Origin of the sequence: Enterobacter cloacae subsp. cloacae ATCC 13047, from assembly GCF_000025565.1 — a bacterium.
Taxonomy (GTDB): Bacteria; Pseudomonadota; Gammaproteobacteria; order Enterobacterales; family Enterobacteriaceae; genus Enterobacter; species Enterobacter cloacae.
In genome coordinates this window covers 2,416,966-2,441,643 of sequence record NC_014121.1, presented here as the reverse complement: position 1 = coordinate 2,441,643, position 24,678 = coordinate 2,416,966, and the positions used below count along the sequence as shown (strand labels likewise).

The window sequence follows — 24,678 nt, the reverse complement described above, 5'->3', positions numbered from 1 at the left end:
TTAACCTGATAAAAGGCAAATAACAAATGACAATCTCCTCTGTACTGCGTACCAAAGATAAAATAGGTTATGGCTTAGGTGATATGGCCAGTGCGCTGGTCTGGCAAACAGCGACGTTATTTCTTGCTTATTTCTATACAGACGTTTTCGGTTTACCCGCGGCCATTATGGGCACCATGTTTTTAGTGGTGCGCGTGGTCGATGCCTTTATTGATCCCTGTATCGGCGCGCTGGTGGATCGCACCCAAACGCGTCACGGTCGTTTCCGTCCATGGCTGCTGTGGTTTGCCATTCCGTTTGGCGTAAGCTGCCTCATTACGTTCTACGTTCCCGACGTCGGGCCCACGGCGAAAATCGTCTATGCCTGTGTGACCTACGGGATTTTAAGCCTCATCTATTCCGCCATTAACGTCCCTTACTGCGCCATGCCGGGCGCGCTGACGCTGGATCCGCGCGAGCGCCATTCGCTGCAGTCGTGGCGCTTTGGCCTGTCGTTTATCGGCGGGTTGATTGTGACGGTTATCGCTTTGCCGTTGGTTTCGCATCTTGGACAGGGCAACGTACAGAAAGGCTATTTCTATGCCATGAGCCTGATGGGATTACTGGGGATTATTTTATTCTTCTGCTGCTTCCTGATGACCCGCGAGCGCTATTCTCCGCGGAATGATACTTCTGGCTCCATGCTCACCGATTTAAAACTGCTGGCCGGGAACAGCCAGTGGCGAATTGTGTTCCTGTTTAATATTTTGCTGTTAACGGCGGTCGTGACGCGCGGCTCTGCCACGATGTATTACGTGAATTATGTGCTGTTGCGTCCGGAACTGGTGTTTGCCTTTATCGTCTCCGGGATGGTGGCCTCCTTAAGTGGCGCATTATTATCCGAACGGCTGCTGGGGAAATTTGACCGCGTACGTGCCTATCAGTGGACCATTATTTCCTTCGTGATTTTTGGGGCGCTGATCTTCTTCCTGCCGCCTTCACAGGTCTGGCTGATTTTCGGCCTCAATATTGTCTTTAGCTTCATCCAGAACCTGACCACGCCGCTGCAGTGGACCATGTTCTCCGATGTGGTCGACTATGAAGAGCACCGCAGCGGTCGCCGGCTCGATGGTCTGGTCTTCTCCACCGCGCTGTTCGCCATCAAATTTGGTCTGGCGTTGGGTGGGGCAGTGGTGGGTTGGGTGCTCGGGATGGTGGATTACGCGCCAGGCCAGGCAACCCAGACGCCGCACGTACTCACGACCATTAACGCACTGTTTACCCTCATTCCGTGCGTGCTGTTCCTCTGCATGGTCGCGCTGCTTGCCATCTACAAACTCAACAGTCGGCTGGTGGATTCCATCGCCCGCGAACTGGCCAGCAAGCGCGACGTGCGGCCAGAAGCAGGGCAACTCAGCCCGGCTGCCCCTTCCGCCCTACAGGAGTAAAACATGACTGCAATCTATAAGGACGCGGGACGTCCCGTGCACGAGCGCGTCGCCGACTTGCTGGCACGCATGACCCCGGAAGAGAAGTTCGCCCAGATGCACGCGTACTGGCTGATCCTCGATGAAAACGGCAACCACCGTGAACGCAGCGACTTGAGTGACGAATTCGCGGGGGTGAGTGAACAGGCCTCGCTCAGCGAACGGCTTAAGCTGGGCGTCGGGCAGATTACCCGTCCGCTGGGTACCCATATCGTTGATGCGCAAACCGGCGTGCGCGCCGCCAACCGTCTGCAGCGCATGATGATGGAAGAGACGCGGCTCGGCATTCCGGCGCTGTTCCATGAGGAGTGTCTGGTGGGGTTGTTGTGCAAAGCGGCCACGCTGTTCCCGTCGTCGCTCAACTACGGTTCAACCTGGGATCCGGCGCTGGTACAGCGGGCTGCCGAACAGATAGGCAAAGAGGCGCGCTCTGTGGGGTGCCAGCAGGGGCTGGCCCCGGTGCTGGATGTCTCCCGCGATGTGCGCTGGGGGCGCACGGAAGAGACCTTTGGCGAAGATCCCTGGCTGGTGGGTGTGATGGCCACGGCCTACGTTAAAGGGCTGCAGGGCGATAAACGCGATCTGCTGGCCACGCTTAAGCACTATGTGGGCCACTCGTTCAGCGAGGGGGCGCGTAACCATGCCCCGGTTCATCTGGGCTTTAGCGAACTGAATGATACCTTCCTGCTGCCGTTTGAAATGGCGGTGAAGCTGGCCAATGCCGGGTCGGTGATGCCTGCGTACCACGATATCGACAATCAGCCGGGGCACAGTGACCACTTCCTGCTGACCACCGTCCTGCGCGAACAGTGGGGCTTTGACGGGATCGTTGTGGCGGACTATGGCGGCGTCAGCCTGCTACATCAGCATCACGGGGTCTCGCATGATGCGACCGAATCCGCCGCGCTGGCCTTTAACGCCGGGCTTGATGTTGAGTTGCCGAAAGATGACTGCGCCCGCCATCTGGCCGAGGCCGTTGAGCGTGGTCTGATCTCCATGGCGAAAGTGGACGAGATTGTAGGACGCGTGCTGACCGAAAAATTCCGTCTCGGCCTGTTTGAAAACCCGTATGCCGATGAAAGTGGCATTGATTTGCAAAATGAGACCACCCGGCAGGTTGCACGTGAGGTGGCGACCCGTTCGCTGACGCTGCTGGAGAATAACGGCATTTTGCCTCTCGGCGGCAAACCCCGCGTGGCGGTGGTGGGCCCCACGGCGGACGATCCGCTGGCGTTGCTCAGCGGCTACAGCTTCCCGGTGCATTTGATTATCAGCGATATGGTTGACGAAACGTCGCAGGTGACGACTCCGCGCGCGGCGCTGGAGCACTATCTGGGCGCGTCGAACGTGCGTTATGCCAAAGGGTGTCACATCATCGAAAAACGAATGGCGGGCGCGCCGGTCTTCCCGGGTGACAGCGGGGGCAAACCGATGCAGCAGTCGCCGGTGTCGCAAAGTACCGCGCTGATCCCCGAAGCAGTGAACGCCGCGCAGGAGAGCGACGTGGTGGTGGCCTGCGTCGGCGACCTCGCCGGTTTGTTCCAGAGCGGCACGGTAGGGGAAGGATCCGATACCGATTCCCTGAACCTGCCTGGCGTTCAGCAACAGCTGCTGGAAGCCCTGGTCGCCACGGGCAAACCGGTGATTGTCGTGATGACCGGTGGGCGGCCGTACAATCTTCAGGGGCTGGAAGATAAGGTCGCGGCGCTGATGATGGCCTGGGCGCCTGGGCAGGAAGGGGGTTGGGCAATTGCCGATGTGTTAACCGGCCGCGTGGAGCCGCAGGGACGTCTGGTGGTGAGCGTGCCGAAAAGTGCGGGCGCCATGCCGTACTACTACAACCACAAGCTGAAAAGCGGCGGCACGCCATTCGCGTTCCACTTTGGCTCCCGCTATCCCTTTGGTTTCGGTCTTGGCTGGACGCAATTTAACTGGGGCGCAGCACGCCTCGCGCAAAACAGCGTACCGGTGGACGGCGAAGTTGTGTTGAGTATTGACGTCACCAACCGCGGTGAACGCAGCGGCAGCGATGTGGTGCAGGTGTACGTCCGGGATAAGGTTGCCACGCAGGTGCGGCCGCTTCAGGAGCTGAAAGCGTTCCAGCGCGTGGCGCTCGCGCCGGGCGAAACGGCCACGCTCACCTTTACGCTGCCCGTGGAGATGTTCAACTTTACCCGTCGGGACGGCAAACGCATTGTCGAGCCGGGCGAGTTTGAGCTGCAGGTGGGGGCATCGTCGGCGGATATTCGCGACGTGGTGACGGTCAATGTGACGGGAGAGACGCGGGTGCTGCCTGCTGAATGGCGCATGCTAAGCACCTGTCAGGTTCAGCACGCGTAGCCAGGATAAAAAAAGCCCATCGTGGGAGATGGGCAAAGACTACACACAGCAATTCGTTGTTTCACTCAGGGGATTTCCATGCTTATAAATCAAGGTGTTGATTTATAACCGTGAGCTAATAGTAGGCATGCCAACCTTGAGCGTCGATCAGATTCGTCTCAATAGTTAAAGAGAAGTAAAGATTTCTTGAGGTGAATAGCGGACTTAGAGCAAAAAAGGCGGGTCGGACCAGTGCGCAACGAATAAATAGTTTAGCAACATTTAAGTATTGCCGGGGAGAATGTAGGCCGGGTAAGCGTCAACGCCACCCGGCAATCCCTTTTACTGCGTATTCTTCTCTTCCAGCTCTTCGAGTTCGCTCAAAATCACATCCGGGTCGGTGCCCGGCGGCGGCACTTCGTGTACCCAGGCGGAGAAGAGACGCCAGGTGACGGCAAGCAGCACCGGTCCAATAAACAGACCGATCATCCCAAAGGCGATTAACCCGCCAATGACGCCGGAGAGGATCAGGATCAGCGGCAGGTCCGCGCCCATGCGGATGAGGATGGGACGAATCACGTTATCCATGGTGCCGACCACGCAGCTCCAGACCAGCAGAACGGTTCCCCACGTGGTATCCCCCGTCCAGTAAAGCCAGATGATGCTGGGGACCAGCACCAGCAACGGCCCCAGTTGTGCAAGACAGGTCATCAGCATCACCACCGTAAAGACGGTAGCGTACGGCACGCCAGAAATGGCCAGGCCAATACCGCCCAGCACCGCCTGCACCAGCGCCGTGACGACCACCCCAAGCGCAACCGCCCGCACGGCCTGCGCCGCCAGCAGAACTGCGGCATCGCCGCGTTTACCGGCCAGTCGGGTAGCGAAATGGCGTACGCCCAACGCTACCTGCTCACCGCGCCAGTAGAGCAGGGCGCTGAAGACCAGCATCAGCGCACAGTGCATCATAAAGCGACCAATATGTGCCGCCTGACCCACAAACCAGGTGGTGGTGGTGCCAATATACGGACGCACTTTCGCCATCAACGCGCTGCCGCCCATCTCCAGCAGGCTATGCCAGCCGCTGTAAAGTTTGGCGCCTACCACCGGAATGCTGTTCAGCCAGGCGAGATCCGGCAGCGTTAAATCACCGCTGGTGACGGCGCGAATAACCGGGCCACTGGAATCGACAAGGCTGTTCACCAGCAGCGCAATCGGAATAATAAACAGCAGGAACAGCAGCAGCGTCATGACCAGTACCGCCAGACCGCGGCGGCCAAACAGCAGTTTCTGCAAACGTAACAGCACCGGCCAGGTCGCCACGACCACCGTTGCGGCCCAGGCGAAGCCAAGTATGAAAGGTTGAACAATCCACAGACACGCAATAATCATGAGGGCCAGAAACAGCACCGACAGCAAAATTTGCGCAACATCCCTGGGCTGGCGAAGATTGACCATAAATGAAACTTTCCTTAATAAACACCAGCGAGGCTGGCGGGAACGGATAACCGCGTCACTCTAATCATTAATGATATCAGCGATTTTTGACAGGCGGATTTTGCCCGTAATTCAGCGAAGCACATAAGAAAAAAATGTGATAAAACTTTCCAGACACAACGCAAACGATTTCACACTACTCTAATTAGGGTCGACAGTCATGATCCCACAGATTTCCCAAGCACCTGGCGTCGTTCAGCTGGTGCTTAATTTTTTGCAGGCACTGGAGCAACAGGGTTTTACAGGTGATACCGCCACGAACTATGCCGACAGGCTGACGATGGCGACCGATAACAGTATTTACCAGCTTCTTCCCGATGCAGTCGTCTTTCCACGTTCAACGGCCGATGTGGCGCTGATTGCCCGGCTGGCGACGCAAGAGCGTTTTAGCGCTCTGGTGTTCACCCCGCGCGGCGGCGGCACCGGAACAAATGGCCAGGCCCTGAACCAGGGCATCATCATTGATATGTCGCGCTATATGAACCGCATCATCGAGATCAATCCTGAAGAGGGATGGGTTCGCGTTGAAGCGGGCGTGATTAAGGATCAGCTCAACCAGTATCTGAAGCCCTACGGCTACTTTTTTGCGCCGGAGCTTTCTACCAGCAACCGGGCAACCATCGGCGGGATGATCAACACCGATGCCTCCGGGCAGGGTTCGCTGGTCTACGGAAAAACCTCCGATCATGTTCTGGGCGTACGGGCGGTGCTGCTGGGCGGCGATATCCTGGATACCCAGCCTGTGCCGGTCGAGCTGGCGGAAACGCTGGGTAAAGAGAACACCGCAAGCGGGCGCATCTATCGCACCGTGCTGGAACGCTGTCGCGATAACCGCCAGCTGATCCTCGACAAATTCCCCAAACTGAACCGTTTCCTGACCGGTTACGACCTGCGTCACGTCTTTAACGACGAACTGACCCAGTTTGATTTGACCCGTGTGCTGACCGGCTCCGAAGGAACGCTGGCGTTTATTACCGAGGCGCGGCTGGATATCACCCGGCTGCCCAAAGTGCGCCGCTTGGTGAACGTCAAATATGACTCCTTTGATTCCGCGCTGCGTAATGCCCCGTTTATGGTGGAGGCGCAGGCGCTGTCGGTGGAAACCGTTGACTCGAAGGTGCTTAATCTGGCGCGGGAAGATATCGTCTGGCACTCGGTGCGGGAGCTGATTACCGATGTGCCGGACAAAGAGATGCTAGGGCTTAACATCGTTGAATTTGCCGGAGACGATGCAGAACTTATCGATAGCCAGGTGACCACGCTCTGTCAGCGGCTTGATGAACTGATCGCCCACGGCGAAGGCGGGGTCATTGGCTGGCAGCTCTGTAACGACCTGGCCGGCATTGAGCGTATCTACGCGATGCGTAAAAAGCGGTGGGGCTGCTCGGCAATGCCAAAGGCGCCGCGAAGCCGATTCCGTTTGCCGAAGATACCTGCGTTCCCCCTGAGCATCTGGCGGATTATATTGTTGAATTCCGTGCGCTGCTGGACAGCCACGGCCTGAGCTATGGCATGTTCGGCCACGTTGATGCCGGGGTGCTGCATGTGCGTCCGGCCCTGGACATGTGCGATCCGCAGCAGGAGATCCTGATGAAACAGATCTCCGATGAGGTGGTGGCCTTAACGGCGAAATATGGTGGCCTGCTGTGGGGGGAACACGGAAAAGGATTCCGCGCCGAGTACAGCCCGGCGTTCTTCGGTGAACAGCTCTTCGGCGAGCTGCGCAAGGTCAAAGCGGCGTTCGATCCCAATAACCGTCTCAACCCGGGGAAAATTTGTCCTCCGGAAGGCGTGGACGCGCCCATGCTGCAGGTGGATGCCGTCAAGCGCGGCACGTACGACAGACAAATCCCCATTGCCGTGCGCGCGTCCTGGCGTGGGGCGCTGGAGTGTAACGGCAACGGCCTGTGCTTTAACTTCGACGTGAAAAGCCCGATGTGCCCGTCGATGAAAATCACCAGCAACCGCATCCACTCGCCAAAAGGGCGGGCGACGCTGGTACGCGAATGGCTGCGTTTGCTGGCCGATCGCGGTATCGACCCGCTCAAGCTGGAGCAGGAGTTGCCGGAAAAACGGGCCAGCCTGCGTTCCCTGATTGAGCGCACCCGCAACAGCTGGCATGCGAATAAGGGCGAGTATGATTTCTCCCATGAGGTGAAAGAGGCCATGTCCGGCTGCCTGGCCTGTAAAGCCTGTTCGACCCAGTGCCCGATTAAGATAGACGTACCGGAGTTCCGCTCGCGCTTCCTGCAGCTCTACCACACGCGCTATCTGCGCCCGATGCGCGACCATCTGGTGGCAACGGTGGAGAGCTATGCCCCGCTGATGGCCCGGGCGCCAAAGACGTTCAACTTCTTTATCAATCAGCCGCTGGTGCGCAAGCTTTCCGAAAAACATATCGGAATGGTGGATCTGCCGTTGCTCTCGGTGCCGTCGCTGCAGCGTCAGCTGGTGGGGCACCGCTCGGCAAACATGACCCTGGAGCAGCTTGAGGCGTTAAGTCCTGAGCAAAAAGCGAAGGTGGTGCTGGTGGTGCAGGATCCGTTTACCAGCTATTACGACGCGCAGGTGGTGGCCGATTTTGTCCGTCTGGCGGAAAAACTGGGGTATCAGCCGGTGGTTCTGCCGTTCTCACCTAACGGTAAGGCGCAACACATTAAAGGCTTCCTCAACCGCTTCGCGAAAACGGCGCAAAAAACGTCTGATTTCCTTAACCGGGTCGCCGGGCTGGGCATGCCGATGGTGGGTGTCGATCCGGCGCTGGTGCTCTGCTATCGCGATGAATATAAGCAGACGCTGGGCGATAAACGCGGGGCGTTCCACGTTATGCTGGTGCACGAGTGGCTGCCGGCGGCTCTCGAGCAGACCAGCGCCATGGAGGTCAGCGGTGAGCCGTGGTACCTGTTTGGTCACTGTACCGAAGTCACCGCGCTGCCGGGCGCACCTGCGCAATGGGCCTCTATTTTTGCCCGCTTTGGCGCGAAGCTTGAGAGCGTCAGCGTCGGTTGCTGCGGCATGGCAGGCACTTACGGGCATGAAGTGAAGAATCACGCCAACTCGCTCGGTATTTACGAGCTGTCATGGCATCAGGCGATGCAGCGCTTGCCGCGAAACCGCTGCCTGGCAACGGGCTACTCCTGTCGTAGCCAGGTGAAACGTGTTGAAGGTAACGGGGTACGCCATCCGTTACAGGCTTTACTGGAGATTATCGGATGATCTGGAAACGTGCCGTCACGCTACAGGCGTTAAACGCCATGGGCGAGGGGAATATGGTCGGGTTGCTGGATATCCAGTTTATCCGCATTGGGGAAGACGATCTGGAGGCCACCATGCCTGTCGATCATCGTACGCACCAGCCGTTTGGTTTACTGCACGGCGGTGCGTCCGTGGTGCTGGCCGAAACCCTGGGCTCGGTGGCGGGGTATCTCTGCACCAAAGGGGAGCAGAAGGTCGTCGGGCTTGAGGTGAACGCCAACCATATTCGCTCGGTGCGCAGCGGGCGAGTGCGCGGTATTTGCCGCGCGCTGCACGCCGGTAGCCGTCATCAGGTGTGGCAGATTGATATTCTCGATGAGCAGGATCGGCTGTGCTGCTCATCCAGGCTGACGACGGCGGTGGTATAAATTTCCTGATGTTTTTGCATTTGGTCAAAATCTCGCCAGGGTGTTGTGATATACTGGTCAGGATTTGTACACAAGTGAGGACATCATGGATACTGAAATAACCCCAACGCAACTGGCAATTGAATATTTACGTCGCGATAACAGCAACCTGTCTCCGGCGCAGTACCTGAAAAAGCTGAAACAGCTTGAACTGGAGTTTACAGATTTGCTGGCGCTCTCTTCGAATGAACTGAAAGAAGAGATCTATTTTGCCTGGCGCTTGGGCGTTCACGTCCATTGAGAGAGTGAAAAGGCCGCGAGTGCGGCCTTTTTTGTGTCTGCAATTCAGTACCGGGCGGGAAGTTTATTGATTTTAATCAGCCTGCCATCTTCCATTTCAATAAAGCCCCCCGTTTTGAGATCGGCCAGGATACGCATCACGCCGCTGCGGGAAAGCTGGGTTTTATCGCGAATGTAGCGTTCTGCGGTTATCTCCCGGCGATAAGATTCATCTTCATTCATTAATAACATCAGCTGCTGGCGGATCATCTCATAGGCCGTCGGGGCACCCTTTGGCATGACGGTGTTATAGAGCCGGTTGTACATAAACATCAGGTGGTTTGATATCAACCCCCACAGCGCCTTCTCCTGAATAATGACGTGGAGCTGCTCTGCGGTCAGCGTTCCAATCTTGCAGGGGGTCACCGTTTTCAGGTAGTCGTCAAAAAAGATGTCATTAATATTAGCCACTCCAAATAACGCCGGGCTTTTCGCGGTCGACAGCATCAGATTGTCGCTGCGTCGGTAAATGGCAACGGTCCCTTCCAGAATCAAATAACTCATTCCCCGGCCATCAACCACCAGATCCAGCTGCTCCCCGCGATCGAGATGACGGACAGTAGAATAAGGTTGTAAGTGCGTAATCAGCGCTTGCGCATAGGGAGAACCACGATGGGGTTTTTCTGTGGAGGACATAACCTGAACCTGAAAGAATCATCTTTCTGATTATAGCGTTACTCCTTATTACCGACATCACCTGAATCAGTATTTCCGCGGCAGATGGTGGACATCAAGCAGCACGCCGCGCTCCATCGTAATGTACTTCCCGGTGCGCAGTTCGGCCAGGATCCGCATTATCCCGCTACGCGAAAGCCAGGTGCGACTTTGTATATAGGCGGCCGCCGTGGTGTTCAGCCGTATTGCTTCGGGCTCCTGCATCAATTCAACCAGCTGAAAACGGATGATGTCATAGGCCGACATCTGCGAGATCCGCGAGCAGTGCTCATAGACCCGGGAGGCGGTATAGATCAGCAGATGCGAAAACGGCTCCCATAAATTGTGTTGCGCAATCACGCCGTTAAAACGCTCCAGCGAAACCCCGGCGAGTTCGGAGGTCTCCAGCGCCCTGACATACAGGTGCTCTGAGGAGAACTGGCTACTCACGCCAAGAATAAACGGCGCGGATTCAGAATTTAAGACGATGCCATCTCCCCGACGGTGCAACGCCACGCTGCCCTGGAGCAATAAAAAACACTGACGCACGTCGTTTGCATAATAGTGGAGCACTTCCCCCCGGGACAGTATGCGCCTCTCTGCCAATGGAAGAAGATGATCAATTAATTTCTCGATGTGCTTATAGGGTTTAGCCGTAAGCACGGTGGCTTTTTCATTATCGAGACTGGGAGCCATTCGGGTGTTCATCAGATACCTCACTCACGGACGCGATCATTATTTGATCGATATAGAGAATTATCTTAAAAAACAGCGAGTCGTGGAATATTTAAGATGGGTCCAAAAATAGACCGCAGTAAATGACGAGCCTAATTATATGAATTCTAAGGACGTAAATTAGGGGTCTAAAAGTAGACTGGAAATAGAAAGGCTTAAGAAATTTCAAAACTGAAATGTATTTATTTTGTTAAAGAGAAGTCTACAGCTAGACCTCAAAATAGATTGTGTACCGAAAAAGAGTTGTATAAATTTCGGTCATCGGCTGATGAAGCCCGAATTATGTAATCTGGATTTCAGTAATAAATAAAGTGATACAGGATTTGATGATGAAAAATAAAATGATGATAACCCTGCTGGCAGTGGGGTCCGCCCTGACAGCAACCCACGCTTTCGCCGCAGCAGGTACCGTTAATTTTAACGGAAATATTCTGGATTCCGCCTGTGACGTTGATGTGGCTTCGCAGAACCAGGTGGTGGTATTAGGTGATTATTATAAGACCGAATTTCCAACCACCGGGGCCAGAACCGCAGCCACGCAATTTAATATCGTGTTGAAAAATTGCCCGGTGACGGTGACCAACGCGAAGGTTCGCTTTGATGGTACGCCAGATGCCACCAATTCCAGCCTGCTGGCGATTGATTCGTCTGCGGCGGGAGCGGCGACCGGAGTGGCAATCAACCTGATGAGTGCGGATAAGGCGGATCTGCCGCTTCACGGCAGCAACAGCTATAGCTATGTGCTGAGCAGCACCGCGGATAATACCCTGAGTTTCTACGCTCAGTATATTTCCACCGCAGCGACTGTCACCGCCGGTCCGGCGAATTCTGTCGCTAACTTCTCCGTGGTTTACAACTAATCGTTTGCAGCAATGTGCAGGGGGCCATCCCGGCCCCTTTGTGGTATGAGGTTTACAATGCGTTTTATCAACACAACCGGACTGGCCGTAGCGCTGTCAGCACTGACGCTGAGCACAGCGCAGGCCGGAGTGATTATTGGCGGCACCCGTATCATTTTCGATGGGACAAAAAAAGAGGCGTCAATAAGCATTAATAATCCTGACGCGACGCCTTATTTAATTCAGTCATGGATAGATGTGCCGGAAGGTAATTCAGGTAAAGCGCCTTTTATTATTACACCACCGTTATACCGACTGGATGGCGGGCAAAAAAACGTCGAGCGAATTGTGATGGCGGGTGCACTGCCTCAGCAGCAGGAAAGTTTATTTTGGCTGAATATTAAAGCGATCCCTTCAGCATCAAAACAGACGAACGCCCTGCAAATAGCAGTGAAAACGCGCATCAAACTGATCTACCGGCCAGAAAGTTTGCGGGCGTCTACGCCAGAAGAACAGGCTAATAAATTAACCTGGCAACGCGCCGGGAATGAAATTCAGGTCAACAACCCCACGCAATATGTCGTCAATTTTAATGAAATTACGCTGGGGGGGAAAAAACTGGACGATGTGACCTACGTGTTACCCGGCGCCTCAGCCCGGTTTGTATTACCCAATGAGGCAAGGGGAAATTCACTCACGTTTAAAATTATCAACGACTATGGCAGTCCCGGCGTATTACATCAAGCCAGTTTGTGATCCTTTCACAAACGGCAACGCCTGCATTAACCCGGTAATTCGCAATGACGGTAAATAACACGATGAAACCCGCACGCCTGGCGATGTTTATCGCCTTAGCGTTTGGCGGATCCTCAACCTCGCTCTACGCCAGTGTTGCCTTTAACACCGAATTAATTGAGCTGGATAATCCAGGCATGGATAAAGCCGATTTGTCGGCCTTTGAATCAGGCTCGCAGGCAGCGGGGATCTACCATGTCGATATTATTGTCGACGACGCGTTTCTGGAGACGGGGGATATTCAGTTTACCGCGAGCAAAGCCGACAACGGCGATGCGTCATTGCAGCCTTGTCTGAGTCTTGCGCAATTAAAACGCTGGGGGGTGAAAACGGCATTATTTCCTGCGCTCAGTGCAGGACACGGTGAATGCGTCAATCTTCAGGCGATTCCCCAGGCCAGTGCCGATTTCCAGTTTGGTGCCCAGCGTCTGGTGTTGAGTATTCCGCAGGCCGCCATCGATCTGCCGGCAAGAGGCTATGTGCCGCCGGAGATGTGGGATGAGGGGATAACGGCAGCCATGCTCAATTACAGCCTCAGCGGCGCGAACAGCCGGGCGAAAGCGGGTGAGGGGGCCAGCAGCAACAGCCAGTATGCGAACCTGCGTCCGGGGATAAATATTGGCCCGTGGCGTCTACGCAACTACACCACCTGGTCACGGGATGGCGCGGGGAAAGATCGATGGGACACGGTCTACAGCTATCTGCAACGTGCCGTTATTCCCCTGAAAGCGCAGCTTACCCTTGGGGACAGTTCCGCCCCGGCGGATGTCTTTGACAGCGTGCCTTTTCGCGGGGTTCAGCTGGCATCGGATGATGACATGTTACCGGATTCCCTGAAAGGCTATGCCCCAGTGGTCCGCGGGATCGCGCGCACCAATGCTCAGGTGGTGATTCGCCAGAATGGCTATCAGATCTACCAAAGCTACGTGGCGCCGGGCGCGTTTGAAATTACCGATATGTATCCCACCGGCGGCGCGGGCGATTTAGACGTGACCATCAAAGAGGCCGATGGCAGCGAGCAGCATTTCACGCTGCCGTATGCCTCGGTACCGGTATTGCAGCGCGAAGGGCGACTGAAATATGCCCTCACCGGTGGACAGTATCGCGCCTACAACAGCAGCGTGGAGAAAACCCCGTTCGGGCAGATCGCCGCGATTTATGGGCTTCAGAAAGGCATCACGATCTATGGCGGGGGGCAGGGTGCCAGCAAATATCAGTCGCTTGCGGTCGGCGCCGGTAAAAACATGGGGGATTTCGGCGCGCTTTCTGTCGATGTCACCCAGGCCTGGTCAACGCCGGCCAATACTGCAAAAACGCAGGGGCAGTCCTGGCGAGCGCGTTACAGCAAGAACGTAATTAATACCGGCACCAACTTTTCGATTGCGGGGTACCGTTATTCAACGCGCGGCTATTACGGACTCCAGGACGTGCTGGACTCCTGGGGGAACAGCGGCGCACTTCAGGACAGACGGCGTAACCGCCTGGAGCTCACCATGAGCCAGACGCTGGGCGGTGACCGGGGCGCGCTGACGCTCAGCGCCGCGCGGGAAGATTACTGGAACGCTGACAGACCCATGGCGTCGTGGAGTGTCGGCTACAACAATGACTGGCACAACATCAGCTATGGCGTGAGCTGGACATACAGCAAAAATGGCAGCCCGTCGTCCGGCAGTGGAAGTACAAAGACCTACGCTAACGACCAGCTTCTGGCGCTGACCGTTAGCGTACCGCTGGATAAATTTCTGCCGCAGACGTGGGCTAACTATGGCCTGAACGCCAGCAAGAACAGTGGCACGACGCACAGTATCGGCATGAACGGGGTGGCCCTCGACAATAGCGCCCTGAGCTGGAATATCCAGCAGGGTTACGGTACGGATGGCGTGGGCTATACCGGTACGCTCAACGGCGACTATAAAGGCACGTACGGGGAAGTTACGGCGGGCTATGGGTACGACAAACATAGCGAGCGCCTTAGCTATGGTTTGCAGGGGGGGATCCTCGCGCATGCTGATGGCGTGACGCTGTCTCAGCCGCTGGGGGAAACCAACGCGTTAATCAAAGCCCCGGGCGCGCACGGCGTGAATATTCGTAATCAGTCCGGCGTGCGAACGGATTTCCGGGGCTATACGGTGGTGAATAACCTCTCCGTATACCGCAAAAACGATCTCACTCTCGATCCGGAAAATATGCCTGACGATGTGGAGCTGGAGATCAACACCCGCACGGTCACGCCTACGCGCGGCGCGGTGGTAAAAGCCGATTATTTGTCCAAAGTAGGACGTCGGGTGCTGATGACGTTGACGACGCCTGAGCAGTTCGTGCCGTTTGGCGCGGTTGTTACCCTGGCGGATGATGACAAGAGCAGCTTTATCGTGGGCGATCGCGGCCAGGTCTATTTAACCGGCCTGCGCGACCAGGGCACGGCCCTGGCAACATGGGGACATCAACCTCACCAGCAGTGTCGGGCAGATTTTAGCCTGCCTAATGGAGCGCAATACGGCGGCATCACGGACATCAGCGTCTCGTGTCGCCGGGAGCATTAAGATGAAACGGATCAACATGTTATTACTGCTGTGCTGTCTTTGCGCATGGCATATCGCCCGGGCCGGGACCTGCACCACCATTACGCCTCAGCTTTCTACACTGTCGGTGGGCACAATCAATGTTCAGCGCGATGCGCCTGTCGGCACGGTGATTTTTTCCGGCGCGGCGAGTAATACCGGCACCTACCTTAGCGGGTGTACCAATCCACTTATGTTGGGTTTTAGCATGCGATACAACAATGCCGCGCTGAGCAGCTACGGCAATCATGTTTACAACACCAACGTTAGCGGGATTGGCATTCGGCTTTCATCAAATGCCTATTTTGAGAACCCGAGCAATACGTTCTCGTATAGTGCGCAGACCTCGTATGTGGTCTGGTACGGGGGCTGGGTCGAGTTGGTGGTGACTGGCCCGGTATCGTCCGGCGCCTTAACGCCAGGCCCCATAGGGGCGGTGACGCTGCAGGGCAGCGACGGTATTTACCGTGACGGGTTAACCGTGCAGCTGACCGGCGGCACAATCAACGCGCTGGCCTGCACCATCACCACGCCGCAGCTGACGTTCCCGATTGGTGATATTTCGGCCGCAGCATTTGGCTCAGTGGTGGGGACCACGCCAGCAGTTGCGCAGAATACGCAAAACCTCGGGTTGAACTGCAGCGCCGGCACCAATATTTCGGTTTCCCTGAGCGGAATACAGAACCCGGACAGTGCGAATACCAGCGTAATGGCATTAACAGGGCAGGGAAACAGCGGCACCGCAAAAGGCGTTGGCGTGCAGCTTCTCTATAACGGCTCGCCGCTGACGTTAAACAGCCGTCTTTTATTAAAACAGTCTGCAGGCGGGCAGGAGACGCTTCCGTTAACGGCACGCTATTTCCAGACATTAACATCCGTTGAGTCCGGCTCGGCAAATGCCTCCGCGACCCTTAATTTGACCTACCAGTAACAGGTGAAATGATGAAATTACCCTTCAGGAGAGGGATGCTCCTCCTTGCATTCAGCTGGAACGTCATTGCAGCTGATAGCGTTAATCTGGGCGTGACGGGAAATATCATCGCCTCGCCCTGCGTATTTAATGGCGGGAGCGCAAACCTGGATATTAATCTTGGAAATATACAGGCGACTAATATGGCGACGCCGGGATCGACATCCGATCCGGTGCCGTTTAATTTGCAATTTACCCAGTGCCCGGCGGGGACCCGCAGCGTCACGGTCTCGTTCACCGGCACCCCCGATCCGGCGGCCGGTGCGGACTACTACATGAACAGCGGCTCGGCGACAAACGTGGCGATAGCCATGCGTGAGGCCGCAACGGGAACGCTGAAGGGGACCGGGTCCAGCATAACGCAAAATATTGCGCCGGACAGAACGGCGACCATGGCCATGCAGGCTTCGGTAAAATCTGTAACCGGTGGCGCGACGCCGGGCAGTGTCAGCGCAGTTGTTGTGATGACCATGCAATACAATTAACAATCCCGCGCGTTAATAACGCTTATTGACTGACCCACATCGGTATTTGCTATGTTGAATATTCTGATTCAAGAGACAGACCAATTTTTTCACCATGGGCTGCAGTGTTTCTTTGTGGAATTCTTTTTGCGTAATTTTAAGCAGCAGATTCATTTCGAGGCGGAGCTTAGCCGTGATAACGTCAGTGCCGCCGATATTATCGTTCTCTCGTTTTGTATGGGGGAGGCGCTGGTCTGTTTTCCCGAATTACAGGCGCGCCAGAAAGGGATTGTGATCGGATTGGTAGAAGATGAATATCATTTTTCTGCCTTACCCTCCTGCTTTAACGATATTATTTTTATTTCGCGTCGTGCTTCGCTTGATCGGATAAGCCAGGTGCTGTTCATTGCCTGGTACCGCGCAGAGCTGGCGGGGAACAGCTGGAAGCAAAAAAGCTGCGCAGAGTGTCAGCATAAAATATTATCACCCCAGCAAAAACGCATTATGGCCAATTTTTACCGGGGATTATCGGTAGTGCAGATCGCGCATGCGCTGAAGATCAGCGATAAAACCGTTTTTACGCAAAAGTATGTAATGATGCAAAAGTTTAATCTGCGAACCGATTTTGAACTGATTGCCCTTATTCGCCGAATGGTGCAAAGGAACAGTTACCCAAACCGGCTCGGTGACTATCTCGCATTCTCTTTGATACTCTAAATTACCTGAATTTGTGCGCCGTTATGCGCCTTTAGCATAGCGCGTGCGTCATGGTATTTTTTATGCTTTATATAATGACGCCTTCGCTATGCAAATTCACAAAACCATCAAGCCGATTTTTGTCTGTAAATTTAAGTGTGTTGGGCCAGAATGCTTAATGTCATGTTGTCGTGGCTGGACAATCTCTATCGACAAGAAAACCCATCAGAAATACGTTCTCTCCCCGCACACAGAGATTGCCGCCATTGCCAAAAAGAACCTTATCCTGCAGAGAAAGGGTAAGAACAGCTACTCCAGAGTGAAGTTAAACGAAAAAGGGGACTGTCCTTTTATCGATGAAAACAAGCTCTGCATGGTCCACCGCGATCTGGGGGAAGAGGCGCTTTCGCATACCTGCAGCACTTACCCCCGGAGTTCAACTCGCTACCAGGATGAGACACGGCACACGATGACGCTCTCCTGCCCGGAGGTGGTGCGGCGGGTGCTGTTTGACCCGGATGCGATGCTGCTTCAGGAGCAGGATGAGCTCGTGGCGGGCTATAAAACCAATTTGATTGGGCAGCGCCAGTCTGTCTCGCAGACACAGCAGGTGATCCATCTTTTCGCCTGGAATTTAATCCAGTCGCCATCCCGCAATATAGAAGAAAATTTGATGGCGCTGGCGCAGTTTATTCTTTGTCTCCAGCACGTTAACTTTGATCTGCATAATAAATTTGCTGAAGTGGAAAATTTCTACGAAGCGCTTCTCAATGAGTTGCAAAGCGGAAAATCGCTGATGGATTCCGGTCATCTGGCGAAGTCAAACGCGATGAAATATCTGGCGTTGTCCGTAATGGGCACAAATGTGGCGAAGGATTCAGCCCGGGATGGTTTTATTCTTGAAGGGCATCAGCAAATTGCCGCATACCTGGATGTTGCCGGTATTAGCGACGCGGCGGAACTGGAGACGAAATTCGACGCGATTAATCAGCAGTGGCACAAATTATGTGAGGATTCCTGTTTGTCAGAACCTTACGTGTTACGCAATTACCTGCTGTACAAACTCTACAGTAGCTATTTCCCCGGCAAAAACATGGCGACGATGATGCGTCAGTTTTATCGTATCGTGCTGGACTTTTTCTATATCAAATTCATCCTCAGCGTGAGATCGATGCAGGGCGAAATCGACCAACAGGTGGTAATGAAAACCATCGCCAGCCTCTCCGAAAAGACCATGCACAATAACACCATTGATGCCCGCATGGACGCTGCGATTGATAAAATCAATGGCGGCGATGATTTATCCTGCCTGCTGTTGATTGGATAAACGCCCGTAACGTAGGCCGGGTAAGCGCAGCGCCACCCGGCATTTTCTCAGACATTCACCGCACTGATCAGCCGAGACTTCATGGACTGGTACGCCGATGCCGCAAAGTCCTCAGCCCAGCGTTGATCCTCAATGGCGTCCAGCTGAACCGCACAATACTTCGTTTCCGGCGTTTTGGAGATGGGATCAAGATTATCCTGCGTCAGTTCGTTGCAGGCGCCAATCCACCACTGATAGGTCATATATACAGCCCTGGGATTGATGCGTTCGCTGAGGCTGGCGCGGGTAATCACTTTACCGCGGCGCGAACGCACCCAGACCAGTTGCCCGTCAGTGATACCGCGTTGTTCCGCATCCGCCGGGTTCAATTGCACCCGACCCGGTTCGTCGGCCAGGCTTTGCAGCGCGGCGCAGTTCCCGGTCATGGAACGACAGGAGTAATGTCCCACTTCGCGCACCGTGCAGAGCACCAGAGGATAGTCTTCGTCAGGTGTTTCAGCGGGCGCTCGCCAGGGCGCGGCAAACAGTTGCCCTTTGCCGGTTGGCGTGTCGAAGTGATTATCTTTGTACAGGTACGGTGTGCCGGGGTGATCGAGCGTTGGGCATGGCCACTGGACATGGCCCATTTCGCCCATTTTTTCGTATGTTACGCCGTAGAACAGCGGACACAGCGCGCGCATCTCATCCCAGATCTGCTGGTTTGAGGTGTAGTGCATCGGATAGCCCATTTCTGTCGCCAGCAGGCTGATGATCTCCCAGTCGCGTTTTACGTTGCCGCTGGCCTCGACGGCCTTGCCGAAACGCTGGAAGCCACGATCGGCACAGGTAAAGACGCCCCCGTGTTCGCCCCAGGAGGTGGCGGGTAACAGAACATCCGCCACTTCCGCCGTTTTGGTCATGAAGATGTCCTGAACCACCACAAAGTCGAGCGCCTCAAAGCCGCTGCGTACCAGGCCCAGGTCGGCCTCGGTCTGCAGCGGGTCTTCCCCCATGATGTAATAGGCTTTGACTTTACCTTCCAGGGCGAGATGCGGCACCTCGGTAATACGCGTGCCGACGCGATCGTCCATTACCGTAACGTCAATTCCCCAGGCATCGGCGAACTTCTGCCTGACAGCCGGGTCCGTCACGTCCTGATAGCCGGGGAACATATTGGGCAAAACGCCCATGTCACACGCTCCCTGCACGTTATTTTGTCCGCGAACGGGACCGACGCCGATGGCAGGGCGACCAAGATTACCGGTTAACAGCGCCAGACTCGAAAGGCCTTTTACCACATCTACGGCCTGACCAAACTGTGTGACGCCCATTCCCCACATCACGGTCGCGGAAGGGGCCGCTGCGAAAGTGCGCATCGCCTGGCGGACATCGTGGGCGGGAATGCCGGTCAGATGTTCGACCTTCTCTGGCGCGTACTCTTTCACCGTCTGCCGGTAGGCCTCAAGCCCCTCCGTGAAGCGTGCGACGTAGTTTTTGTCGTACAACTCCTCTTCCAGCAGCACATAGCCAAAGGCGTTAACCAGTGCCATATTGCTGCCGTTTTTCAGTTGCAGATGTTGGTCGGCAATGCGGGCTGTTTCAATCCGACGCGGATCGCAGACGATAATTTTCGCACCGTTCTCACGGGCTTTCAGCACGCGGCGGGCGACTATTGGATGGGAATCGGCGCAGTTGTATCCGAAAACCAGCAGGCATTTTGAGTGTTCAATGTCGTTAATGGAATTACTCATCGCGCCGTTGCCCAGCGTTTCCTGCAAACCCGCCACGGAAGGCCCGTGGCAGACGCGTGCGCAGCAGTCCACGTTGTTGGTATGGAGTACCGCACGGGCGAATTTCTGCATCACATAGTTGGTTTCATTGCCCGTCCCCCGGGAAGAGCCGGTGGTCATGATGGACCGCGGGCCGAACTGCGCTTTAATGTTTTTAAGCTTGTTGGCGGTATAACGAATGGCCTCGTCCCAGGTGACCGGGGTAAAGGGTTCGCCTTTGTGGTAGCGGATCATCGGTTGCGTCAGGCGAGGGGTGAGCAAGCGGGTATCGTTAAGGAAGTCCCAGCCGTAAAAGCCTTTCAGGCACAAGGTGCCCTGATTGGTTACGCCGTCTGCGGCTTCGGCACGGATAATACGGTTATTTTCAACAACGAGGTTTAATTTACAGCCTGCACCACAGTAAGGGCAGACGCTGGCGATTTTTTTCATCAATAACAGACCTGTTAAGAAATGAAGCAAGATGACCGGAGAGCCCGATCCCGTAAAGAGGAGTAAGCAGGAAGTGTGCCATCTTTACGATGCGTGTTTCACAGGGTGTTATGAGGGGGGGAGGGGTGTCATCGTCAGGCTGGTCGACAGTTATGACGATGACACGTTAGCTAATTTTAAAGGTCGTCCATTGTGTAACCCACAACAATTTCCAGCGTTTTACGAATGACGTCGGCCTGAACCACGTCATCCGTCGCTTCCAGCGTCTGGATCAGCCAGAGAATGATCGCTTTGTTGGTAAGGTGACCTTCCGTGGCCAGGACACAACGTACTGCAGTAGAAAAAATCGCGGATTCTTCAGCAAAACGATCGCCAGCGTGGCGGAAATACTCCGACAAAGCGCTGTCCAGAAAAGCCGAATGGTATTCGGGTTGTGGCTGAATATTCTGTCTCATTTGTTCTCACCGTAGCTGTTAAATTGCAGTCAATGTATTTTCCTGGGATTGGACGGTTTTCCATCACCAAATAACGGCACTACATTGTCTCTGTTATCCTTGAGAGATCCCTCTCTGATTGGTCGTCCTTGCGCGGTTCTGCGACGTATAAAGGCGCTGTTTTTTGAGCCGATGTCGGCTATCACCCTCGCCAGTGTCTCCCGCCGCCGGGGATCCTTTTCATGTATTTGCATTTTACGCAGACGCTGTACCAGAGAATCGGTCGTCAGTGGCCCCCGTTCTTTCAGGAGGGAAAGCACGGCTTCACCGATAAGCTGGTCTGTGAGTCTTTCAGCGTCACTGCGATTCATAACGTTACCGTTCGAAGAGCAAACCAAGCAGCATGTGGTAATGCTGTTCCTCTTCCGGCCCTTCGGCCTTTTCGAGGCGACTTAAGAGTTTGGTGCAGAGCGACTTGCGGTTGAGGTTTCGCCCGTCGCTAAGAATTTCAACCACGACTTCACCCAGCGTTTCCTGTTGCGTTGGAAGCGCGGCTTTTTCGAAGTACTGCGCAATAGCGGCGGCAGAATCTGCGACGTAACCGTTCTGTTGCATGTTTCGCTCCTGTAAAATTTAGTAATCACTAACGTTACATTTAAGGTATACACAAATCCCAAATCTGTACATTAAAAATGTACAGATTTTTAAATATTTTATGATATATTTTATAAACCTTTTACATTTCAGAGGGTTATTGATGGGGTTTGTAACGGTATCGTAACAGAATATATTGTACAACTTGAAGCGTCGTGGTTAAGTTGTACAACATCGAAAATTCGGGTCACAAACGTCCTAAATCATTGAGACGTAAATTATTTGCCTGACAATTAATATGCTATAACAGAACTCTATCCACGCGTTTTCGTGGCCAAACCCCTAACCCCTTCAGGAAAAGCATGCTGACAACCATCATATACCGCAGCCATATCTGCGATGACGTTCCGGTGAAAGCGCTGGAAACCATGGTCGCTGCTGCAGATAGTAAAAACCGACAATCCGACGTCACGGGGATCCTGTTGTTTAACGGCACGCACTTTTTTCAGTTGCTCGAAGGGCCAGTCGAAAACGTGACCGCCATTTATGAGCAGATCTGCCGCGATCCGCGTCACCACAATGTGGTGGAACTGATGCGCGATCACGGACCTTCCCGGCGTTTTGGCAATGTTGGGATGGAGCTCTTTGATTTGCGTCACTTCGACCGGGAAGATGTTCTTCAGCAGGTGCTTAATAAGGGCACGACCCGCTATCAGCTGACCTATAACGATCGTCCGCTGCAATTCTTCCGCACGTTCGTTGAGGCAACCGAGAAGGCCAACTATTTTGAATTGCCGCCCGCCGATGCCTGGGATTTTATCCCCGAGGAGACGCCGTTATCCGCACAACCGCCGGTGGTAGCAAAAGGGGCGGACTGCAGCTTTGCATTTCAGCCGATTGTGGATCCCTTTATGCAGGAGGTGGTCTCCTGGGAGGCACTGCTGCGCACGCCATCCGGCGACTCGCCACGGGCCTATTTTGCGGCGCTTCCGCGCGAAGAGGTCTACGCAGCAGATTTGCACAGCAAACAGGTTGCGCTCTCCATGGCCAGTGCGCTGGGGCTACAGAATCAGACGCTGTCGATTAACCTGTTGCCCATGACGCTGGTCAATGTCCCGCATGCCGTCGATTTCCTGCTCACCGCTATCGACGCGAACGGCTTTGTGCCGGAGCAAATTGTGGTGGAATTCACCGAAAGTGAAGCCATCTCGCGCTTCGATGAGTTTACCCATTCGGTCCGGCAGTTAAAAAGTGCCGGTATCAGCGTGACGATCGATCACTTCGGGGCCGGTTTTGCCGGGCTGCAGTTGCTGGCCCAGTTCCAGCCGGACAGAATTAAGATTAATCGCGATCTGGTGCTGGATGTGCATAAAAGCGGTCCGCGTCAGGCCATCATTCAGGCGATTATCAAGTGCTGTTCCTCGCTGGAAATTCAGTTCTGCGCCGTTGGCGTAGAGAAGGCTGAGGAGTGGATGTGGCTGGAATCTGCGGGAATTTCCCAGTTCCAGGGACACCTGTTTGCCAGCCCCCGACATGGCGGCATTCCGGCAATTTCGTGGCCCGAGAAAAAGTCTGGATTGTGATAAAGCTGTACAACCTTTGGCAGAGTTAACTGTACGGAAGGCGGAATTTAGACAACAATAGAGTTAACGGCGTGGATGGTGTCCTCACCATTCACCTGTTTCAAACTGAGGTCTTAGTTATACAAATAGCTTGTACAATCTGATAAGGTTGCTGTGGTTGGGTATGGAAGTATTGAGCGTGAGGGAGTTAATGGCCTATTACAGTATCGGCGAAGTCGCCGAACGATGCGGTATCAACCCCGTTACGCTGCGTGCCTGGCAGCGCCGTTATGGTTTGTTGAAGCCGCAGCGCAGTGAAGGGGGTCATCGTCAGTTCGACGACGAGGATATCCTGCGTATTGAAGAGATCAAACGTCTGATGAAATCAGGCGTTTCGGTGGGGAAAGTAAAAGCCTTGCTGGAGAACAAGGAAGTGATGACCCAGGGTAACTGGGCCGCTTTCCAGGAAGAGATGATGACCGTTTTGCGCTATGCCAGCCCGGCAAAACTGCGCGCAAAAATTGGCGAGTTTCGCCGCGATCACGCCATGGATGCGTTGATCGACAACATTATTACCCCCGTAAGGCAGCGCATGAATCAGGATCAAAATACGGTGCGCCACATGGCGAGCCTGTTTGATGGTGTGCTGATCGAATTCGCCGTGGCAAGCCTGGCAGAATCGCGTAAAAAAGCTGGTAAAGATGCGTTGCTCATCGGTTGGGAGTGCGACGACCGCACTCATCTGTGGCTTGAAGCCGCGCGCTTAGCCAATAAGGGCTGGCATATCGACGTGCTGGCAGAGCCGATTGATTCACCGCGTCCCGAACTCTTCCCCGGGCAGAAACTCTTTGTCTGGACGGGAAAATCGCCCACGCCCCGTCAGCAGGAACAGCTCGATCACTGGCGTGAACAAGGTTTTTCCGTCGCCTTTCATCATTAATCATCAGAGGCCTTGAGGGCCTTTTTTTCTTTCTGTCCTGTCCTGCGCAAAAGCTATCTCAAAAATAGGCATTTCCGATGCATATTTTGCTTTTCCTTTTAATCAGACGAACGACGCAGCGAAATGCATTATTAATCAATGCATTGAACAATTAAATCCATCCCGCCAGCATCCTCTCACAGGGTCTATGCTTAATAAAACCAGGCAAAAAGGGCGATTAAGCCTAATGCCCCTGCTGTCAGAGGGTTGAAGTGATAATCGTTATCACTAACATGGTGTTATGCCCTGATGGCTTATCAGATGAGGTGGACCTATGGAACTGCATTCAGAAACCTTTAACCCTGCCGATTTCGCCTGGCGCGGTTTAACGCTCACGCCAGCGGCGGCGGCACATATTCATCAGCTGGTGGCGAAAAAGCCAGAGATCCTCGGCGTGCGTTTAGGGGTCAAGCAGACCGGCTGCGCGGGGTTTGGTTATGTGCTCGACACCGTCACCGAACCCGAAAAAGATGATCTGGTGTTTGAAACGGATGGCGCAAAACTGTATGTCGCGCTTCAGGCGATGCCGTTTATCGACGGAACCGAAGTGGACTACGTGCGTGAAGGTTTAAACCAGTTATTCAAATTTCATAACCCGAAAGCCCAGAACGAATGTGGCTGCGGCGAAAGCTTTGGGGTATAGGCGG

At 54.5% G+C, this 24,678-nt stretch carries 21 protein-coding genes, 1 other RNA gene and 1 pseudogene; 15 read left to right on the top strand and 8 right to left on the bottom strand.

Annotated elements, in window-relative coordinates; all coding sequences use genetic code 11:
* Positions 1-26 precede the first annotated feature (26 nt).
* Together ECL_RS11715 and ECL_RS11710 are read left to right on the top strand one after the other, a co-directional pair.
* Positions 27-1,427 (top strand): MFS transporter, encoded by a 1,401-nt coding sequence (locus tag ECL_RS11715; protein ID WP_013096978.1) that lies wholly within the window; start codon positions 27-29, stop codon positions 1,425-1,427.
* A gap of 3 nt (positions 1,428-1,430) precedes the next feature.
* Entirely contained in the window at positions 1,431-3,806 is a 2,376-nt protein-coding gene (locus ECL_RS11710; RefSeq protein WP_013096977.1) for a glycoside hydrolase family 3 N-terminal domain-containing protein, read from the top strand.
* Between the two features lie 4 nt (positions 3,807-3,810).
* Here the strand turns inward: ECL_RS11710 and rprA are convergent.
* Together rprA and ydiK are read right to left on the bottom strand one after the other, a co-directional pair.
* An RNA gene (gene rprA / locus ECL_RS11705) (antisense sRNA RprA) lies at positions 3,811-3,918 on the bottom strand.
* A 209-nt stretch (positions 3,919-4,127) separates the two neighbouring features.
* Positions 4,128-5,243 (bottom strand): AI-2E family transporter YdiK, encoded by a 1,116-nt coding sequence (gene ydiK / locus ECL_RS11700; RefSeq protein WP_013096976.1) that lies wholly within the window; start codon positions 5,241-5,243, stop codon positions 4,128-4,130.
* 199 nt (positions 5,244-5,442) lie between these two features.
* Here ydiK and ydiJ point away from each other — a divergent pair.
* From ydiJ to ECL_RS11685, 3 genes and pseudogenes are all read left to right on the top strand, one after another.
* A pseudogene (gene ydiJ, locus ECL_RS11695) lies at positions 5,443-8,498 on the top strand (D-2-hydroxyglutarate dehydrogenase YdiJ).
* Positions 8,495-8,905 (top strand): 1,4-dihydroxy-2-naphthoyl-CoA hydrolase, encoded by a 411-nt coding sequence (gene menI / locus ECL_RS11690; RefSeq protein ID WP_013096973.1) that lies wholly within the window; start codon positions 8,495-8,497, stop codon positions 8,903-8,905. Before ydiJ ends, menI begins: the two are co-directional and overlap by 4 nt.
* An 85-nt stretch (positions 8,906-8,990) precedes the next feature.
* A complete protein-coding gene (locus ECL_RS11685) occupies positions 8,991-9,185 on the top strand; it encodes a YdiH family protein (protein WP_013096972.1) in 195 nt (64 codons plus the stop codon).
* A gap of 44 nt (positions 9,186-9,229) precedes the next feature.
* Here the strand turns inward: ECL_RS11685 and ECL_RS11680 are convergent, their stop codons facing one another.
* Together ECL_RS11680 and ECL_RS11675 are read right to left on the bottom strand one after the other, a co-directional pair.
* Complete coding sequence (locus ECL_RS11680; protein WP_013096971.1) at positions 9,230-9,859, bottom strand: helix-turn-helix domain-containing protein; 630 nt, start codon at positions 9,857-9,859, stop codon at positions 9,230-9,232.
* 66 nt (positions 9,860-9,925) lie between these two features.
* Positions 9,926-10,585 (bottom strand): helix-turn-helix domain-containing protein, encoded by a 660-nt coding sequence (locus tag ECL_RS11675; RefSeq protein ID WP_013096970.1) that lies wholly within the window; start codon positions 10,583-10,585, stop codon positions 9,926-9,928.
* A 356-nt stretch (positions 10,586-10,941) separates the two neighbouring features.
* Between ECL_RS11675 and ECL_RS11670 the strand changes: the two genes are divergently transcribed.
* From ECL_RS11670 to fliB, 7 genes are all read left to right on the top strand, one after another.
* Positions 10,942-11,472, top strand: coding sequence for a fimbrial protein (locus ECL_RS11670; protein WP_029882031.1), 531 nt, complete (start codon positions 10,942-10,944; stop codon positions 11,470-11,472).
* Positions 11,473-11,529: 57 nt separating this feature from the next.
* Positions 11,530-12,207 carry a fimbrial biogenesis chaperone gene (locus ECL_RS11665; protein ID WP_013096968.1) on the top strand — a complete coding sequence of 226 codons (678 nt, stop codon included), beginning with the start codon at positions 11,530-11,532 and terminating at the stop codon, positions 12,205-12,207.
* Positions 12,208-12,251: 44 nt separating this feature from the next.
* Positions 12,252-14,789 (top strand): fimbria/pilus outer membrane usher protein, encoded by a 2,538-nt coding sequence (locus tag ECL_RS11660; protein WP_013096967.1) that lies wholly within the window; start codon positions 12,252-12,254, stop codon positions 14,787-14,789.
* 1 nt (position 14,790) lies between these two features.
* The gene (locus ECL_RS11655; protein WP_013096966.1) at positions 14,791-15,738 is read left to right on the top strand and encodes a spore coat protein U domain-containing protein; all 948 of its coding nucleotides are present in this window, start codon (positions 14,791-14,793) and stop codon (positions 15,736-15,738) included.
* 35 nt (positions 15,739-15,773) lie between these two features.
* Positions 15,774-16,262: a fimbrial protein gene (locus tag ECL_RS11650; protein WP_013096965.1), complete on the top strand. Its 489-nt coding sequence runs from the start codon at positions 15,774-15,776 to the stop codon at positions 16,260-16,262.
* 51 nt (positions 16,263-16,313) lie between these two features.
* Positions 16,314-16,958: a helix-turn-helix transcriptional regulator gene (locus ECL_RS11645; protein WP_013096964.1), complete on the top strand. Its 645-nt coding sequence runs from the start codon at positions 16,314-16,316 to the stop codon at positions 16,956-16,958.
* An 88-nt stretch (positions 16,959-17,046) separates the two neighbouring features.
* The gene (fliB, locus tag ECL_RS11640; protein ID WP_013096963.1) at positions 17,047-18,264 is read left to right on the top strand and encodes a flagellin lysine-N-methylase; all 1,218 of its coding nucleotides are present in this window, start codon (positions 17,047-17,049) and stop codon (positions 18,262-18,264) included.
* A gap of 47 nt (positions 18,265-18,311) precedes the next feature.
* Here fliB and fdhF read toward each other — a convergent pair whose 3' ends face one another.
* From fdhF to ycgZ, 4 genes are all read right to left on the bottom strand, one after another.
* Entirely contained in the window at positions 18,312-20,462 is a 2,151-nt protein-coding gene (gene fdhF, locus ECL_RS11635) for a formate dehydrogenase subunit alpha (RefSeq protein WP_013096962.1), read from the bottom strand.
* 176 nt (positions 20,463-20,638) lie between these two features.
* The gene (locus ECL_RS11630; RefSeq protein ID WP_013096961.1) at positions 20,639-20,917 is read right to left on the bottom strand and encodes a biofilm development regulator YmgB/AriR family protein; all 279 of its coding nucleotides are present in this window, start codon (positions 20,915-20,917) and stop codon (positions 20,639-20,641) included.
* A 29-nt stretch (positions 20,918-20,946) separates the two neighbouring features.
* Entirely contained in the window at positions 20,947-21,267 is a 321-nt protein-coding gene (locus ECL_RS27755; protein WP_029883869.1) for a hypothetical protein, read from the bottom strand.
* Positions 21,268-21,271: 4 nt separating this feature from the next.
* Complete coding sequence (ycgZ, locus tag ECL_RS11625; protein ID WP_013096960.1) at positions 21,272-21,511, bottom strand: regulatory protein YcgZ; 240 nt, start codon at positions 21,509-21,511, stop codon at positions 21,272-21,274.
* 341 nt (positions 21,512-21,852) lie between these two features.
* Between ycgZ and ECL_RS11620 the strand changes: the two genes are divergently transcribed.
* The 3 genes from ECL_RS11620 (at position 21,853) to sufA (ending at position 24,674) form a co-directional block, all read left to right on the top strand.
* A complete protein-coding gene (locus ECL_RS11620) occupies positions 21,853-23,073 on the top strand; it encodes a diguanylate phosphodiesterase (protein WP_013096959.1) in 1,221 nt (406 codons plus the stop codon).
* Positions 23,074-23,263: 190 nt separating this feature from the next.
* Positions 23,264-23,992 carry a MerR family transcriptional regulator gene (locus tag ECL_RS11615; protein ID WP_013096958.1) on the top strand — a complete coding sequence of 243 codons (729 nt, stop codon included), beginning with the start codon at positions 23,264-23,266 and terminating at the stop codon, positions 23,990-23,992.
* Positions 23,993-24,305: 313 nt separating this feature from the next.
* Entirely contained in the window at positions 24,306-24,674 is a 369-nt protein-coding gene (sufA, locus tag ECL_RS11610) for a Fe-S cluster assembly scaffold SufA (protein ID WP_013096957.1), read from the top strand.
* Positions 24,675-24,678: the final 4 nt, after the last annotated feature.